The following is a 15991-nucleotide window of genomic DNA, read 5'->3' on the forward strand; positions in this document are numbered from 1 at the left end:
GTAAGTGGGCGGGAAAGCGGCGGAAACCGGGCAAGTTAGCGGAGAACTCCGGTAACGCGGCGGGAAAGCGGCGGAAACCGGGGGAGTTAGCGGAGAACTCCGGTAAGTGGGCGGGAAAGCGGTGGAAATGGTGCGAGTTAGCGGAGAACTCCGGTAAGTGGGCGGGAAAGCGGCGGAAACCGCCGCTGTACTGAAAGGTTTTTCGCTGCAGCAGCGGAAGGGGCGCCGGCGGCTCAGCCGCCGAGACGCCGCGCGGAGGCGCGCTCCTCGAGCACGGCGTCGAGGAGCGACTCGCGCCGGGCCGGGCCGTCGGCCGCGAGCAGCTCGAGCAGCGCCTCGGCGATGCGCTCGGCGAACCGGTCGACCGGCGCGCCGACGGCCGTCACCGGAACGTCGAGCTCGGCGAGCTGCGGAATATGGTCGTAGCTGACGAGCGACAGGTCGTTCGGCACATGGAGCCCGCCGTCGAGCGCGGCGCGCAGCAGCCCGGCGGTGACGTCGTAGGCGCCGGTGATGACGGCGGTCGGGCGACGGTCGAGCGACAAAAGCCGCCGGCCCGCCTCGAAGCCGTGCCGCCACGTGTTGCCGTCCGAGTTCAGCACGATCGCGTCGGCGGACGACAGCCCGCAGGCGAACGCGCCCTCCGTAAAGCCGGCGACCTTCTCCTGCTGCTTGGCGTCGGATTCGCGGGCATCGCCGATATAGGCGATGCGCGTATGGCCGAGCCCGGCGAGGTACGTGACGGCCGCGCGCAGCGCCTCCTTGCGGCGCACGTCGACGACGGCGAAGCGCGAACCGACGAGGTGCGAGACGCCGATCGAGACGACCGGGATGTCGGTCGAGACGGGCTCGACGTGCGCCGCTTCCGGCGTAATGTCCTCGAAGACGATGATCCCGTCGACCTGCAGCCGCTGAAACAGCCGAACGGCCGATGTCGGGGGCAGGATCGACAGGATGACCTCGTATCCGCGATCCGCCAATGCGTCGTTGATGCGGCCGACGAGCGCCGAGAGCGCGACGCGTTCGAGCGATGGAAGCAGCACGCCGACCGTCATGCTGCGCCGCGAGACGAGGCTCTTCGCGGCCAGGTTCGGCTCGTAGCCGAGCTGCTCGGCGAGCTCGACGATGCGGTCGCGCGTCTCCGACTTCACGAGCGGGCTGCCGTTCAGCGCCTTCGAAACGGTGGAGTAGCTGACGCCCGCCAGCCGGGCGATATCTTTGATGGTGACGTTCATGCCGGACGCGGCCTCCTCGCGATCGCAAAAATGCAAACGTTGTTATTTTTTTAGTATACTGAAAAAATAGCATTGATGAAACTTAATTTTCAACATATGATAGACGCAGGCAAAAAAATAACAACGTTGTTATTATGGAGGGACGTACGCAATGGGAACGGCAACGAATACAGCGACAGCGGCGGCGGCGCTTGCGAAGGGTTCATCGCTCGAAGGCTTGGAAGGCGTCTATGCGGCATCGGCGGCGGAGCGAGGCGGGGACCGGGTCGCGATGGTAAAGGACGGCGGCGAGCGCAAGCTGCTCGCGGTCGGCGGCGGGGCGTTGTACAACGCGCTCGAAGGCGCGGAGCGGACGGAGGAAGGCGTCGCTTATAAGCTCTGCCCGCTCACGCACGCCAACCGGCTCGCGCTGAACGAAGCGTTCGATTATACGCGTCCGCGCGCGATCGGCACGCAGACGGCGACGATCGGCCTCGGCGACCGGCTCGGACTGGCGTCGCCGGGTCACATCCAGACGACGCGCGGCCGCGACGTCCGTCCGATCCTCGCGCAGCAGAGCATCCGCGAGCTGACGCTAACCGGACGTACGTACGAGGATGTGCTGGATGCGGCGTCGTACGCCGTTTTCCAAGAAGGGTATAAGGACGGCTGGGGCGCCGACGGCGACCACCTGAAGACGACGGCCGACATCGAATACGCGCTGCGGCTCGGCTTCTCGATGCTGACGCTGGACGCGTCGGAACATATCGACAACGCGGCGGGCGCGGCGAATCAAGACGAGATCGAGCGCCGGTACGAGTCGGAGCTGGACGCAGGCTACCGCAGCCGTCTCGAAGCGGAATATGCGAATCAAGCGTTCGAAATCCCTGGCGCGACGCTCGAGCTAAGCAGCGACGCGCTGAAGCGGTACGCGCTCGTCTACGGCAAGGCGATCGCGTTCATGGTCGACATCTACCGCAAATATATCGAGCCGGCCGGCAGGCCGATCGACTTCGAAATTTCGATCGACGAGACGGCGACGCCGACCGATCCGGCGGCGCATTGGTTCGTCGCAAGCGAGCTGAAGCGCGAGGGCGTCGAGGTGTACAGCATGGCGCCGCGCTTTTGCGGAGAGTTCCAGAAGGGCATCGATTACATCGGAGACCTGGCCCAGTTCGAAAAGGAGCTCGCCGTCCACGCCGCCATCTGCGATTATTTCGGTTACAAACTAAGCGTTCACTCGGGCAGCGACAAGTTCAGCGTCTTCCCGCTCGTCGCGCGGTACACGAAGGGCCGCTTCCACTTGAAGACGGCCGGCACGAACTGGCTCGAGGCGGTGCGCGCCGTCGCCCGCGTCAACCCGTCGCTGTACCGCCGGATGCACGCCTACGCGGCTGCGCACGTCGAGGAGGCGCTCAAATATTACCACGTGTCGGCGGATTTCACGAAAATCAAGCCGCTGGGCGAGGTGTCCGACGCGGAGCTGCCGGAGTATATGAACGAAGACAACGCGCGGCAGCTGATCCATATTACGTACGGCATCTTGTTGACGGCGAAGGACGAGAACGGCGCCTCGCTGTTCAAGGACGAATTTTACGCGACGCTGCGCGCGAACGAAGACGCCTACGAGGCGGGACTCATCGCGCACATCGGCAAGCACCTCGAACTGCTGAACAAATAACGATCCGCGAGAGGGGACATTCCCATGAGCGATATGATTCGAGACATGCTGCGCCCGATTCCGATCCCGCCGGTCGTGCGCATTAAGCAGAAGTTCGACCCGTCGAAGCTCGACGACCCGGTGGGCGCCCTGCGCGAAGAACTCAAGAAGCCCGGCGCGATCGACCGCATCCGGCCGGGGCAGCGCGTCGCGGTCGCCGTCGGCAGCCGGGGCGTCGCGAACATCGCGGGGCTCACGAAGGCGACGATCGACGCGATCAAGGCGGCGGGCGCCGAGCCGTTCATCGTGCCGTGCATGGGCAGCCACGGCGGCGCGACGGCGGAGGGGCAGGCCGAGGTGCTGCGGCATCTCGGCGTCGACGAGGCGTCGATGGGGGCGCCTATCGAGTCTTCCATGGAGGTCGTGCAAATCGACCGCCTCGCGAACGGCCTGCCGGTATACGTCGATAAAATCGCCTCGACGGCCGACGCGATCGTCGTCATCAACCGCGTCAAGCCGCACACGGCGTTCCGCGGCCCGATCGAGAGCGGCATCATGAAGATGATCGCGATCGGCCTCGGCAAGCAGAAGGGCGCGGAGGCGTGCCATCAGCTCGGCTTCAAATACATGGCGGAGTTCGTGCCGGAGATGGCGACGCTCATGATGAAGAAGCTGCCGATCGTCTTCGGCGTCGCGACCGTCGAAAACGCGTACGACGAGACGTGCCACGTCGAGGTGCTGCCGGCGGAGCGCGTGCACGAGCGGGAGATCGAGCTTCAGAAAATGGCCAAATCGCGCATGCCGAAGCTGCTGTTCGACCAAATCGACGTGCTCGTGATCGACTACATCGGCAAAAACATCAGCGGCGATGGCATGGACCCGAACGTGACGGGCCGCTACCCGACGCCGTACGCGTCTGGGGGGCCGGACGTGAACAAGATGGTCGTGCTCGACGTGACCAAAGAATCGAAGGGCAACGCGAACGGCGTCGGCACGGCCGACTTTACGACGCGGCGGCTCGCGGACAAGATGGATTTCACCGCGACGTACCTCAACGGCCTGACGTCGACCGTCTGCGCGCCGACGAAGCTCGCGACGACGCTCGAGAGCGACGAGCTCGCGATCAAGGCGGCCGTGAAGACGTGCAACGTGCTCGACTTCGCCGCTTGCCGGCTCGTGCGCATTAAGGACACGCTGCACCTCGGCGAGATCGAAATTTCCGAAGCGCTGATCGAGGAAGCACGGAATCACCCTGACATCGAGATCGTCTCCGAGGCGCCTTATCATTGGACGTTCGACAGCGAGGGGTATCTCACCAAATGACGAAGCCTTACATCGTAGCCGCGGACATTGGCACGACGAGCACGAAGGCGGTGGTCGTCGACGAGAACGGCGTCGTCCGCGCGTCGCTGTCCGTCGAATATCCGCTTCACACGCCGGCGCCGGGCCGGGCGGAGCAGGACCCGGACGAGATCGAGCGGGCGGTCGCCGAAGCCGTCCGCGCCGCCGTCGCCAAAGCGGACATCCGGCCGGACGACATCCGCTGCGTCGTCTTCAGCGCGGCGATGCACAGCCTCATCGCGCTCGATCGCGAAGGCGCGCCGCTCACGCCGTCGATCACGTGGGCCGACAACCGCGCGGCCGCCTACGTCGACGTCCTGAAGCAACAAACCGACGCGCAAGCGATCTACGCCGCCACCGGCACGCCGATTCACCCGATGTCGCCGCTGCTGAAGCTCATGTGGCTGAAAGACCTCGACCCGGACACGTTCGGCAAAGCGCGGAAGTTCGTCGGCATTAAAGAATACGTCCTCGGAAAATGGTTCCCGCACGCGGAGCTCGTCGTCGACCATTCGATCGCCAGCGCCACCGGTTTGTTTTCGCTTGCGACGCGCGACTGGCACGCGCCGTCGCTCGCCGCTGCGGGCGTCGACGCCTCCCGCTTGCCGGCGCTCGTCTCGACGACGCACGTCCTCGAGGGGCTGCCGAGCGCGACCGCCGAGCGGCTCGGCCTCGCGCCCGGCACGCCGGTCGTCGTCGGCGCGTCCGACGGCGTGCTCGCGAACGTCGGCGCGGGCGCGCTCGAGAGCGACAAATTCGCCGTGACGATCGGCACGAGCGGCGCGGTGCGCGCTATCGTCGATGCGCCGCGCACCGACGCGACCGGACGGACGTTCTGCTACGCGCTGACCGACGACAAGTGGGTCGTCGGCGGCGCGATCAACAACGGCGGCGCCCTGTTCCGCTGGGTGCGCGACCACCTCGCCACGAAGGAAGCGGACGAAGCGCGCGCCGCGGGCGTCGATCCGTACGAGCGGCTGACCGAGCTCGCGCAAACCGCGCCCGCCGGCAGCGACGGCCTTATCCTGCTGCCGCTGTTCGCGGGCGAGCGGGCGCCGTACTGGAACGCCGACGTGCGCGGCGTCTACTTCGGTCTCTCGCTTGCGCACGGCAAGCCGCATATGGTGCGGGCCGCGCTCGAGGGCGTCGGCTACGCCGTGCGCTCCGTCGCCGAAGCGGTCGCGGACGCGGCCGGCAAACCCGGCAAGATCGTCGCTTCGGGCGGCTTCGCGCGGTCGCCGTTTTGGCGCCAGACGATCGCCGACATTCTTGGCGCGCCGCTGACCGTGCCGGACGCGATCGAAAGCTCCGCGCTTGGCGCGGCGGCGCTCGGCCGCGTCGCGCTCGGCGACTGGCGCGACTTCGAGCCGTGCCGCGGCTGGTCGACCGCATCGCATACGCACGAGCCGAACCCGGCGACGCGCGCGGCGTACGACGAGCTGTTCGGCATCTACAGCGAGCTGTACCCTAGGCTCGTCGACCCGTTCAAGCGCATCGTCGATTTCCAAACGAAATAGGAGGCTAAACCCGATATGAACTTATTCGATTTGTCCGGCAAAACCGCCGTCATCATCGGCGGCAACAGCACGCTCGGCTCCGTCATGGGCGAAGCGCTCGGCGCGTACGGCGCGAAGGTCGCCGTCGTCGGCCGAAACGCGGAGACGTCCGAAGCGGCGCGCGAACGGATCGCGGCGGCCGGCGGCGACGCCGCGGTATTCCAAGCCGACGCGACGAGCAAGGAAGACCTCTCCCACATTCTTGACGAAATCGTCGCTTGGAGCGGCGGGGTAGACATCCTGATGAACTGCCCGGGCCGCAACAGCGCGACGCCGTTCTTCGACATTACCGAAGAAGAATGGGACGGCATTATGGACGTGAACCTGAAGAGCGTCGTGCTCGCCTGCCAAGTGTTCGGGAGGCGCATGATCGACCAAGGCCGCGGCGGCAGCATCGTCAACATCTCGTCCGTCTCGTCCGGTCCGCCGCTCTCCCGCGTGTTCACGTACTCCGCTTCCAAGGCGGGCGTCAATTCCGTCACGCAATTTCTCGCGCGCGAGTTCGCGCCGCACAACATTCGCGTCAACGGCATTATCCCGGGCTTCTTCCCGGCCGAGCAAAACCGCAAGATTCTCTCCGAGGATCGCATCAAGAGCATCATGGGACACACGCCGATGAACCGGTTCGGAACGCCCGAAGAACTGCAGGGCGCGGCGGTGTATCTGGCGTCGGAGAAAGCGTCGGGCTTCGTGACCGGCACGTTCCTGCGCGTCGACGGCGGATTCGGAGCGATGACGATATGAAGAAACAACAGATCGGCGTCGTCGGCCTCGCGGTCATGGGGAAAAACCTCGCCCTCAACATGGAAAGCAAGGGGTTCTCGGTAGCCGTCTACAACCGGTCCCCGGAGAAGACGAAGGAGCTCATCCAGGAAGCCGAAGGCAAAAATCTCGTCGGCGCTTACAGCGTCGAGGAATTCGTCACCCGGCTCGAGACGCCGCGCAAAATTATGATCATGGTTAAAGCGGGCGAGCCGACGGATAAGACGATCGAGTCGCTGCTGCCGCACCTCGATCCGGGCGACATTCTCATCGACGGCGGCAACGCCTATTTCCCGGATACGCAGCGCCGCGAGCAGGAGCTTACCGCGAAGGGCTTTCGCTTCATCGGCACCGGCGTGTCCGGCGGCGAGGAGGGCGCGCTCAAGGGGCCGGCGATTATGCCGGGCGGCCCGAAGGACGCGTACGAGCTCGTCGGCCCGATCTTCGAAGCCATATCCGCGCACGTGAACGGCGAGCCGTGCTGCACGTACATCGGGCCGGGCGGCGCCGGGCACTACGTCAAGATGGTGCATAACGGCATCGAGTACGGCGACATGCAGCTCATCTGCGAAGCGTATCAGTTGCTGAAGGACGTGCTCGGCTTGTCCGCCGAGGAGCTGCACACGACGTTCGCAGAGTGGAATCGCGGGGAGCTGGACAGCTACCTCATCGAAATTACGGCGGACATCTTCCGGAAGAAGGACCCGGAGACGGGCCTGCCGATGGTGGACATCATCCAGGACACGGCGGGGCAGAAGGGCACGGGCAAATGGACGAGCGCGAGCGCGTTAGATCTCGGCGTGCCGCTGTCGATCATTACAGAGTCCGTCTTCGCGCGGTTCCTCTCTTCGATGAAGGCGGAGCGCGTCGAGGCGAGCGAGCGGCTGAGCGGACCGACGGGGACGCAGCCGACGCCGGACAAGGCCGAGTTCATCGAGCAGGTGCGCCGGGCGCTGTACGCGAGCAAAATTTGCTCGTACGCGCAAGGCTTCGCGCAGATGCGCGCGGCGTCGGAGCATTACGGGTGGAATTTGCAGTACGGGGAAATCGCGAAAATTTTCCGCGGCGGCTGCATCATCCGCGCGCAGTTCCTGCAAAACATAACGGACGCCTACAACCGGAACCCGGCACTGAAAAACCTGCTGCTCGACGACTATTTCAAGAGCGCAGTCGAGAAGTACCAAGACGCATGGCGGAGCGTCGTCGCGACGGCGGTTACGCGCGGCATTCCGACGCCGTCGTTCTCGTCGGCGCTCGCTTACTACGACTCGTACCGGACGGCGCGGCTGCCGGCGAACCTGCTGCAGGCGCAGCGCGACTACTTCGGCGCGCACACGTTCGAGCGCGTCGACAAGGAAGGTTCGTTCCACTTCGAGTGGATGCAATAACGGCTCGACCACGAAAGCCAGCCGACTCGGACCGAGCGGCTGGCTTTCCCTTTTTCGGACTGTTCCGACTTGGCGGCTTATGTTATGATGTTGAAAAAAATGGGACGGGGTACAAGGCGTGACCGCTAACCAACGCAACATTATTTTGATCGGGTTCATGGGGACAGGGAAGTCGACGGTGGGCGCAGCGCTCGCCGACCGGCTCGGCTGGCGGTTCGTCGACACGGACGAGCTCCTCGTCGCCCGGGAAGGAAAGAGTATTCCCGAGTTGTTCGAGGAACGAGGGGAGCGGTATTTCCGCGACGCGGAGACCGCCGTATTGGCCGACGTACTGAAGGGAACGAAGCAGGTCGTCTCGACCGGGGGCGGCGCCGTGCTACGCCCCGAGAATCGGGAAGCGATGCTAAGCGGCGGACTCGTCGTCGCATTGACCGCGCCTGCGGAAACGCTGCTCGTTCGGCTTCGCGGGGACGTGAACCGACCTCTCTTGTCGGGCGATAAAGAAGAACGCGTTCATCGGCTCCTCGCGGAGCGGAAGAACGCGTACGATTTCGCGCCGCTCGTCATCGACACGTCCCGAAGCAACGTGCGCGAGACGGTGGATACGATCTTGGAACGGGCAGGCGCGGCGAAGCGATAGAGCGCGTTAGAGCGCTTCCCAGGCGAGCATGCCGCCGTTCATGTTGATCGTGTTCGCATAGCCTTGCGCTTCAAGAAAGTCGTACACGCGGCCGCTGCGGTTGCCGCTGCGGCAGACGAGAACGACTTCTCCTTCGGTCGGGATTTCGCTCAGGCGATCCGGAATGGTGCCCATCGCGATATGTTTCGCGCCCGGGATCATGCCCTGGGCGACCTCATCGTCCTCTCGTACGTCGACGATCAGGAGGGTCTCGCCGGCGTCAAGGCGTCTCTTCAGTTCACTCGGTTCGATCGTGCGTCGGGTGTTCAAGCGCAACGCTCCTTTCGGGATATCGGATGGCGGCGAACGGATGAACGCCGCGTCTGCCAACATCTTACGTCTGCACAATTTTCAAGTCAAATGGGAGGTGCGCGGATGCGTTACGCGTGGATCGCCGTCGGCGGCGCGGCGGGCTCCTCGGCGAGATGGCTCCTCGGTTTATCGATGGCCGGCGTGACGGTCGGCGGGTTTCCGCTGCCGACGCTGCTCGCGAATCTGGCCGGCTCGTTCGCGCTCGGATTCGCGTTCGGCCGATGGGGCGATCGAAGCGCGTCGGCGGCATACCAAGCGGCGACGTCCGGCTTCCTCGGCGCCTTCACGACGATGTCGGCGTTCGGCTGGGAAGCATGGACGCTGCTGTCGGACGGCCGCGCCGCCGCCGCTGCTGCGTACGTCGCGGCATCCGCGCTCGCCGGCCCGCTGCTTGCCGGCGCCGGCTTGCGGGCGGGGGCCCCTTGAACGCCGCCGCGCTCTTTGCCGTCGCCTGCGGCGGCGCGATCGGCGCCGTCCTTCGCGCGGCGTTGCTGCGACGCGGGCGGGCAACGTTCCGGATGCCGTACGATACGCTCGCGGTCAACGGGGCCGGCTCGTTCCTGCTCGGCTGGGCGGCGGCGGCGGGCTTCGCGCCTCCGATCGCGGCGGCAGCATTTACGGCCGGGTTTTTAGGAGGCTTTACCACGTATTCTACGTTTGCGCTCGAGACGGCGCAACTTGCCGCCGCCGGCCGCCGGCGGCGGGCAGCCGCTTATGTCGCGCTGACGTTCACCGCGTCGATCGCCGCGGCCGCCGCCGGCGCCCTCGTCGGCGGATTCGCTCTACGATAAGAGAGGAGATTATATTCATGGATGCAATCGTGAAACCGACCGCCCGCCTGCAAGGCGAGCTCCAAGCGTTATCTTCGAAAAATTACACGACGCGGTATATGCTGGTCGCCGCGCTCGCCGACGGGCTGAGCCGCATTCGTTACCCCGCCAGGAGCGAGGACAGCGACGCGCTTCGCCGTTGTTTGAAAGATTTGGGCGCGGAGCTGACCGAAACGGAGGACGAAATGACGATCCGCGGCTTCGGGCGGAATCCGTACCCTGCCAAGGAGCTGAATGTGGGCAATGCGGGCGCGGTGCTCCGGTTCTTGCTTTCGATCGCGTCGCTGCTTCCGGAAGTCACATTCGTGAATACATATCCCGATTCGCTCGGCAAGCGACCCCACGACGACTTGATCGCCGCGCTGCAGACGATGAACGTGCGCATCGACCATAATCGCGGGAAGCTGCCGATCACCGTGTACGGCGGAGACCCGAAGGGCGGCGCCATCGAGGTTTCCGGCAGCGTATCGTCGCAGTTCCTAAGCTCCTTATTATTTCTTGCGCCGCTGCTGCGAGAAGACAGCGAAATCCGCGTGCTTCACGATTTGAAATCGAAGATCGTCGTCGGACAGACGCTCGAGGTGCTTCGCGACGCAGGAATCGTCGTCGAAGCGAGCGACGACTTGATGTTTTATCGCGTCCCGGGCGGCCAATCGTACCGGACGGCCGACTATACGGTGCAAGGCGATTATCCGGGCTCCGCGGCGATTTTGGCCGCGGCGGCCGTTACGCAATCGGACGTGACGGTACACAGGCTGCTGGAACATAGCAAGCAAGGGGAGCGCAAGGCGGTCGACGTCATTCGCGCCATGGGAGCGCCGCTCACCCACGAGAACGGCGTTGTGCGCGTACAGGGGAACGGGAAGCTTCAGGCGGTCGAGTTCGACGGCGACGAATTTACGGATGCGGTGCTCGCCTGCGTGGCGGCGTCCGTCTTCGCCGAGGGCACTTCGCGCTTTTATAACGTCGAAAATTTGCGTTATAAGGAATGCGATCGGATCACAGACTACCTTACGGAGCTCCGCAAGGCGGGCGCGAACGTCGAGGAGAAGCGGGACGAAATCATCGTCCACGGCAAGCCGGAAGGCGTCCAAGGCGGCGTCGTGATCGACGCGCACTACGACCATCGCGTCATTATGGCGTTGTCCGTCGTCGGGCTTCGCTCCAAAGAAGGGCTCGTCATCCGAGACGCGCATCACGTAGCGAAATCGTATCCGCAGTTCTTCGATCATCTCAAGTCGCTCGGCGCAGATATTCGACTGGAATAGGGGGAAGTACCTATGGCATATGAACACCCGGACAGAGAAACCATTAAATCGCTGCTCGAGCAAGCGGGCGCGATCGCCGTCGTCGGGCTGACGAACAATCCCGATCGGCCGGCGTACGAGGTTTCCGAGGCGATGATGCATCGCGGCTACCGGATTATCCCGGTCAATCCCCGGGGCGAGGACGTACTGGGACAAAAGGGGTATGCGTCGTTGGCCGACATACCGGAGCCGGTCGACATCGTCAACGTATTCCGACGCGCGGAGCATACGCCAGAGGTGGCGAAGGAAGCGGTCGCGATCCGGGCGAAGACGCTCTGGCTGCAGCTCGGCATCGCAAGCGAAGAAGCGGCCGACATCGCGCAGCGGGGCGGCCTGAACGTGATCATGGACCGGTGCATTAAAGTGGAAGACGCGGTGCTGCGCCCGAACCGAAAATAAGGCGGATCGTCATAAATAATTTCGCTCCTCGGTAGACACAATATAAGAGGCTTCGTTCGAAGGCGGGGCGCAGGCGCCGCCCGCGGGGGAAGACCACAGACATCGAGGAGGAAATTCAATCGTGTACAATCCATCGTACCAACCTTCCTTCGGGCAACAACAGGGCTTCTCGCAACAGCAAAGCTTCGGCCAACCGCAGGGCTTCGGTCAGCAAGTGCAGTCCCAGTACCGCGGCCTGCAAAAGACGTTCCAACCGACGGGCAACGTGCAATCCTTTTATCAGCCGCAGCAGACGTCGTCTTTCGGGATGAACGCGAATTCGCAGCAGTATCATACGAGTTCGTATAACGGCAACCAACCGAGCCACGATTCGTATCTGCGCGAAGACAGCTTGTCCCCGACGGGCATGAGCGCGAACGCGGCGAATTATCACACGAGCAGCTATATCGGCAGCCAGCCGAACCACGATTCGTACCGCGAGGACAGCACGAGCCCGAGCTCGTACGCATCGAACCGCGGTCCGTCCTCGTTCGGCGGCGCGGTAAGCAACGCGCAAATGGGTTCGTTCCAAAATACGAACCGTTACCACACGCAAAACTACGTCGGCAATCGTCAAGACCATGACGCGTACCTGCGCGAAGACAGCCTTCGCGGCAGCACGTATTCGACGGGTCGAGCGCAAGGCATGAACACGCTCAACAACGTGCAAGGCACCTATAACGTAAACACGCCGACAAGCCAATTTACGCAACAGCAAGGCGGCTTCGGCGCGTTTCGCAATTTCTAGTTCAAAGGCTCGCTAGAAGAACGGCGGACGAAAGACGTCCGCCGTTTTTTCTTTGACAAATGACAAGCGGTTCATTACCATAACGATAGACGAGAGGGGGATCGATGCGTGAATTGGATGGGGCTGTTACAGCAATTCGGCAGGTCGTTGATGATGCCGATGATTGCGCTTCCCGCCGCCGCGATCCTGCTTCGGCTCGGCGCATTCCCTTGGGAAGCGCTCGGCTGGACACAATTCGGCGATTTGCTCACTTACGCGGGAATGACCGTCTTTACCTATTTACCGTATATTTTCGCCGTCGGCGTCGCGCTCGGGTTGTCGGAAAGCGCCGGCATCGCGGGCATGTCGGCGTTAGTCGGTTATTTCGTTTACGACCGAGTGACGCAATTTTTCATCCCGGCCGGTTTTGAGCTCGGGGTGACGAGCGGAATCGTAATCGGCATTATGTCCGCGGTATTATTTCATAAATTCAAGGAAATTCAATTTCCCGAATACATACAATTTTTCGGCGGTCCGAGATTCGTCCTGCTCATTATGTGCTTCGCTTCGTTCCTGTTTTCTTTCTTGGTCGTTCAGATCGGGCCGTATGTGCAGACGGGGCTTCGAGACCTGAGCGGCCTGCTGCTCGGCATGGGGGGCTTCGGAACGTTCCTGTACGGCATGATGCACCGACTGCTCGTTCCTTCGGGCCTGCATTACATTCTGAATAATATCGTCTGGTTCCAGACGGGGACGTACGAGCGCTGGGACGGCAGCATCGTGAACGGGGATTTGCCTCGATTTTTTACGGGGGATCCGTCCGCGGGCATCTTTATGGCCGGGTTGTACCCGACGATGATGTTTGCGCTGCCTGCAATCGCTTTCGCGATTATCCACGAAGCCCGCGAGGACTTAAAGCCGAAAGTAAAGGCGACGTTCCTGACCGCGGCGTTGTCCTCTTTCCTTACGGGCGTTACGGAGCCGATCGAATTCGCGTTTTTGTTTGTCGCGCCGTATTTGTTCGTCGTCCATGCGCTGCTCTCCGGCATTTCGATGTGGATCACCTACGCGCTCGACATCCACCACGGTTTCGCGTTCTCCGCGGGAGCGATCGATTACTTGCTGAATTATCATTTGTCGACGAACGGATGGATGCTCCTGCCGATCGGCCTTGCCTACGGCGCATTATATTATGTGCTGTTTCGGTGGGCGATCCGCCGCTTTCAAATTCCGACCCCGGGCCGAGAGGAGGGCTCCGCCCTCGACGACTGGGCCGGCGATATCCCGTATCGGGCGCCGCTCATTCTGCAGGCGCTCGGCGGGAAAGAAAATATCGTTCGGATCGAAGCCTGCATCACGCGGCTGAGGCTGACGCTCGCCAACGATCGCGAGATGGACGTAGCGACGCTGCGCCACTTGGGCGCGGCCGGCGTCATCACCTTAGGCGGGGGCAACGTGCAGGTCGTGTTCGGCACGTTCTCCGAACTGATCCGGGAAGAGATCGTAAAGACGATGCGGAAGGATCCTCGGGTCGTCTTGTTCCGCGCCCCCGTGGCGGGCCGGATGATTCCGCTGGAGGAAGTGTCGGACCCGGTGTTCGCCGCGAAGATCGTCGGCGACGGCGTCGCGTTCCTGCCGGAGCGCGGGGAGCTTCTCGCTCCGGCCGCCGGCAAGGTGACGCACTTGTTTCCGACGGCGCATGCCATCGGCCTCGCGACCGCGGAAGGACTCGAGGTGCTGCTGCACATCGGGATCGACTCGTCACAGGTGGAGGGCGCGTTCGAAGCGCATGTACGGGAAGGGGAAACGGTACAGCCCGGCCAATTGTTGATCTCGTTCGATCTCGGCAGACTTCGCAAGCATGCCAAATCGGTCGCCACCCCGATGGTCATCACCAATTCGGAACGCGTGAAGGCGTGGAGCTATGCGCCGTTCAAAGCCGTTCGCAAGGGTCAAGCGTCCGTTATGTCAGTCACGCTAAAGGAGGATCCTACCGATGTCAACCGCGCGTAGCATACAAGGAACGGGAGCCTCGACAGGCATTGCGATCGGCAAGGCGTTCGTTCTTCCGCATTGGGAGTGGGACGTAACCGAGAACAAGAAGGACGTGACCGATCTGGCCGCCGAGTTCGAGCGGCTTTACGAAGGAATCCGGCACTCGAAGCTAGAGATTGCATCGATCAAACAAGAGATTTCCGGCTATATCGGGGAGCAGGAGTCAAACATTTTCGACGCGCATCTCGCCATTCTCGACGATCCGGTGTTCATGAACGAAATCCAAGGCATTATTCAGCGGCAGTATAAGGCGGCGGAGGTGGCGGTGAAGGAAGTCATCGACAAATTCGTCAACATGTTCGACCTGCTGGACGATCAATATATGAAGGAACGGGCGCTTGACATCAAGGATGTGGGGAACCGGCTGCTGAAGCATCTGATCGGTTCGCCGGACGTCAAACTGCCGACGGATAATAAGCCGTTCATCCTTGTCGCGAAGGAGGTATCGCCCTCTCAGCTCGTGCATCTGAATCCGAACCATGTGCTCGGGATCGTCACGCTCGCGGGGGGCAGCACCTCGCATACCGCGATTATGGCCAGGGCGCTCAACATTCCGTTGGTGCTCGGCCTCGAGGGCAAGCTGCCCGAGCCGATCCACACCGGGGATGCGCTCATTATCGACGGCAAAGCCGGCATCGTAATCGTGCATCCGACCGATGCGGAACGGGCGCGGTACGAAGAGCTGCGCCTGTCGCAGGTGCGCGTGCGGGAGCGGCTGCAATCGCTCGTCACGGTGCCGAGCGCGACGAGGGACGGCGTGCCGATGTCGTTGTTCGCCAACATCGCTTCGCTTCGGGATTTGGAATCGGCGCTCGAAGGCGGGGCGGAAGGAGTCGGACTGTTTCGGACGGAATTTATTTATATGGATCGGGAGACGTTCCCGACCGAGCAGGAGCAGTACGAGATCTATTGCCAGGCGGCGTCGCTGCTCGAGGGCAAGCCGCTCACGATTCGGACGCTCGACGTCGGAGGCGATAAGCAGCTGGACTACATGGAACCGCCCGAGGAGGAGAACCCGGTCCTCGGGTTCCGCTCGATCCGCATCTCGCTTGTGCAGCCCGGCCCGTTCAAGACGCAGCTTCGCGCGATTTTGCGAGCGGGGGCCTGCGGTACGGTGCGCGTGTTGTTTCCGATGATTCAATCGGTGGAGCAATTTCGGGCGGCAAAGCGGATTTTCGACGAGGCGCGGGCCGAGCTTCGGGCGGAGCGCGTCCCGTTCGACGATCATATGCGCGTAGGCATGATGGTCGAGGTGCCGGCGGCTGCGATTATCGCCGATCTGCTGGCAGGCGAGGTCGACTTCTTCAGCATCGGCACGAACGACCTCACCCAGTACGTGCTTGCGGCGGATCGTCTGAACGAGCATGTCGCGCACCTGTACGATCCGTACCATCCCGCGGTGATCCGCATGGTACAGACGACCGTCGCCGCCGCGAAGCAGACGGGGATCGGCGTCAGCGTTTGCGGCGAGCTGGCCGGCGATCCGCTGGCGCTGCCGATTTGGCTGGCGCTCGGCGTGCGGGAGCTCAGCATGGCCGGCGGTCTGGTACTGCCGCTGAAGAGCGAATTGCTGCGCTCGTCCTCGGCGGAGTCCGCCTCCTTATGGACGGAGCTGTCGAGGCTGCGCACGAGCGCCGACGTGAAGGAAACGCTGGAGCGGTTCGCCGCGAGCGGAGTGGAAGCATAGGAGGCCGGAACCGCTTGCCGGGGCCGGAAACATTT

Annotated in this window: 15 protein-coding genes; 13 read left to right on the forward strand and 2 right to left on the reverse strand. The window is 63.2% G+C overall.

Annotation, left to right across the window (positions count from 1 at the left end; genetic code table 11):
• Positions 1-233 precede the first annotated feature (233 nt).
• Positions 234-1235, reverse strand: coding sequence for a LacI family DNA-binding transcriptional regulator (locus tag VEZ38_RS00325; RefSeq protein ID WP_324890766.1), 1002 nt, complete (start codon positions 1233-1235; stop codon positions 234-236).
• 151 nt (positions 1236-1386) lie between these two features.
• Between VEZ38_RS00325 and VEZ38_RS00330 the strand changes: the two genes are divergently transcribed.
• The 6 genes from VEZ38_RS00330 to VEZ38_RS00355 all read left to right on the forward strand — a co-directional run bounded on the left by VEZ38_RS00330 (position 1387) and on the right by VEZ38_RS00355 (position 8561).
• Positions 1387-2895 (forward strand): tagaturonate epimerase family protein, encoded by a 1509-nt coding sequence (locus VEZ38_RS00330; RefSeq protein ID WP_324890768.1) that lies wholly within the window; start codon positions 1387-1389, stop codon positions 2893-2895.
• A gap of 24 nt (positions 2896-2919) precedes the next feature.
• Positions 2920-4197, forward strand: coding sequence for a DUF362 domain-containing protein (locus tag VEZ38_RS00335; RefSeq protein WP_324890770.1), 1278 nt, complete (start codon positions 2920-2922; stop codon positions 4195-4197).
• Positions 4194-5732, forward strand: a complete 1539-nt coding sequence (locus VEZ38_RS00340; RefSeq protein ID WP_324890772.1) for a gluconokinase — start codon at positions 4194-4196, stop codon at positions 5730-5732. The genes VEZ38_RS00335 and VEZ38_RS00340 overlap by 4 nt, the downstream gene beginning before the upstream one ends.
• Positions 5733-5747: 15 nt before the next feature.
• Positions 5748-6515 (forward strand): SDR family oxidoreductase, encoded by a 768-nt coding sequence (locus VEZ38_RS00345; protein WP_324890774.1) that lies wholly within the window; start codon positions 5748-5750, stop codon positions 6513-6515.
• Positions 6512-7921, forward strand: coding sequence for an NADP-dependent phosphogluconate dehydrogenase (gene gndA, locus VEZ38_RS00350; protein WP_324890776.1), 1410 nt, complete (start codon positions 6512-6514; stop codon positions 7919-7921). The genes VEZ38_RS00345 and gndA overlap by 4 nt, the downstream gene beginning before the upstream one ends.
• Before the next feature lie 118 nt (positions 7922-8039).
• Complete coding sequence (locus VEZ38_RS00355) at positions 8040-8561, forward strand: shikimate kinase (RefSeq protein WP_324890778.1); 522 nt, start codon at positions 8040-8042, stop codon at positions 8559-8561.
• Between the two features lie 6 nt (positions 8562-8567).
• Here the strand turns inward: VEZ38_RS00355 and VEZ38_RS00360 are convergent, their stop codons facing one another.
• Positions 8568-8870, reverse strand: coding sequence for a rhodanese-like domain-containing protein (locus VEZ38_RS00360; protein ID WP_324890780.1), 303 nt, complete (start codon positions 8868-8870; stop codon positions 8568-8570).
• Between the two features lie 105 nt (positions 8871-8975).
• Between VEZ38_RS00360 and VEZ38_RS00365 the strand changes: the two genes are divergently transcribed.
• The 7 genes from VEZ38_RS00365 to ptsP all read left to right on the forward strand — a co-directional run bounded on the left by VEZ38_RS00365 (position 8976) and on the right by ptsP (position 15956).
• Positions 8976-9338: a fluoride efflux transporter FluC gene (locus VEZ38_RS00365; RefSeq protein WP_324890782.1), complete on the forward strand. Its 363-nt coding sequence runs from the start codon at positions 8976-8978 to the stop codon at positions 9336-9338.
• Complete coding sequence (locus VEZ38_RS00370) at positions 9335-9703, forward strand: CrcB family protein (RefSeq protein ID WP_324890784.1); 369 nt, start codon at positions 9335-9337, stop codon at positions 9701-9703. The genes VEZ38_RS00365 and VEZ38_RS00370 overlap by 4 nt, the downstream gene beginning before the upstream one ends.
• Positions 9704-9720: 17 nt before the next feature.
• On the forward strand, positions 9721-11010 hold the full coding sequence (aroA, locus tag VEZ38_RS00375) for a 3-phosphoshikimate 1-carboxyvinyltransferase (protein WP_324890787.1): 1290 nt from the start codon (positions 9721-9723) through the stop codon (positions 11008-11010).
• A 12-nt stretch (positions 11011-11022) separates the two neighbouring features.
• The gene (locus VEZ38_RS00380) at positions 11023-11448 is read left to right on the forward strand and encodes a CoA-binding protein (protein WP_324890789.1); all 426 of its coding nucleotides are present in this window, start codon (positions 11023-11025) and stop codon (positions 11446-11448) included.
• A 121-nt stretch (positions 11449-11569) separates the two neighbouring features.
• Positions 11570-12235 carry a hypothetical protein gene (locus tag VEZ38_RS00385; RefSeq protein WP_324890791.1) on the forward strand — a complete coding sequence of 222 codons (666 nt, stop codon included), beginning with the start codon at positions 11570-11572 and terminating at the stop codon, positions 12233-12235.
• A gap of 108 nt (positions 12236-12343) precedes the next feature.
• Positions 12344-14227 (forward strand): glucose PTS transporter subunit IIA, encoded by a 1884-nt coding sequence (locus VEZ38_RS00390; RefSeq protein ID WP_324890794.1) that lies wholly within the window; start codon positions 12344-12346, stop codon positions 14225-14227.
• Positions 14211-15956 carry a phosphoenolpyruvate--protein phosphotransferase gene (gene ptsP, locus VEZ38_RS00395; RefSeq protein ID WP_324890796.1) on the forward strand — a complete coding sequence of 582 codons (1746 nt, stop codon included), beginning with the start codon at positions 14211-14213 and terminating at the stop codon, positions 15954-15956. Before VEZ38_RS00390 ends, ptsP begins: the two co-directional genes overlap by 17 nt.
• Positions 15957-15991 lie beyond the last annotated feature (35 nt).

It is taken from the genome of Paenibacillus sp. (assembly GCF_035645235.1).
Classification (GTDB): Bacteria; Bacillota; Bacilli; order Paenibacillales; family YIM-B00363; genus Paenibacillus_AE.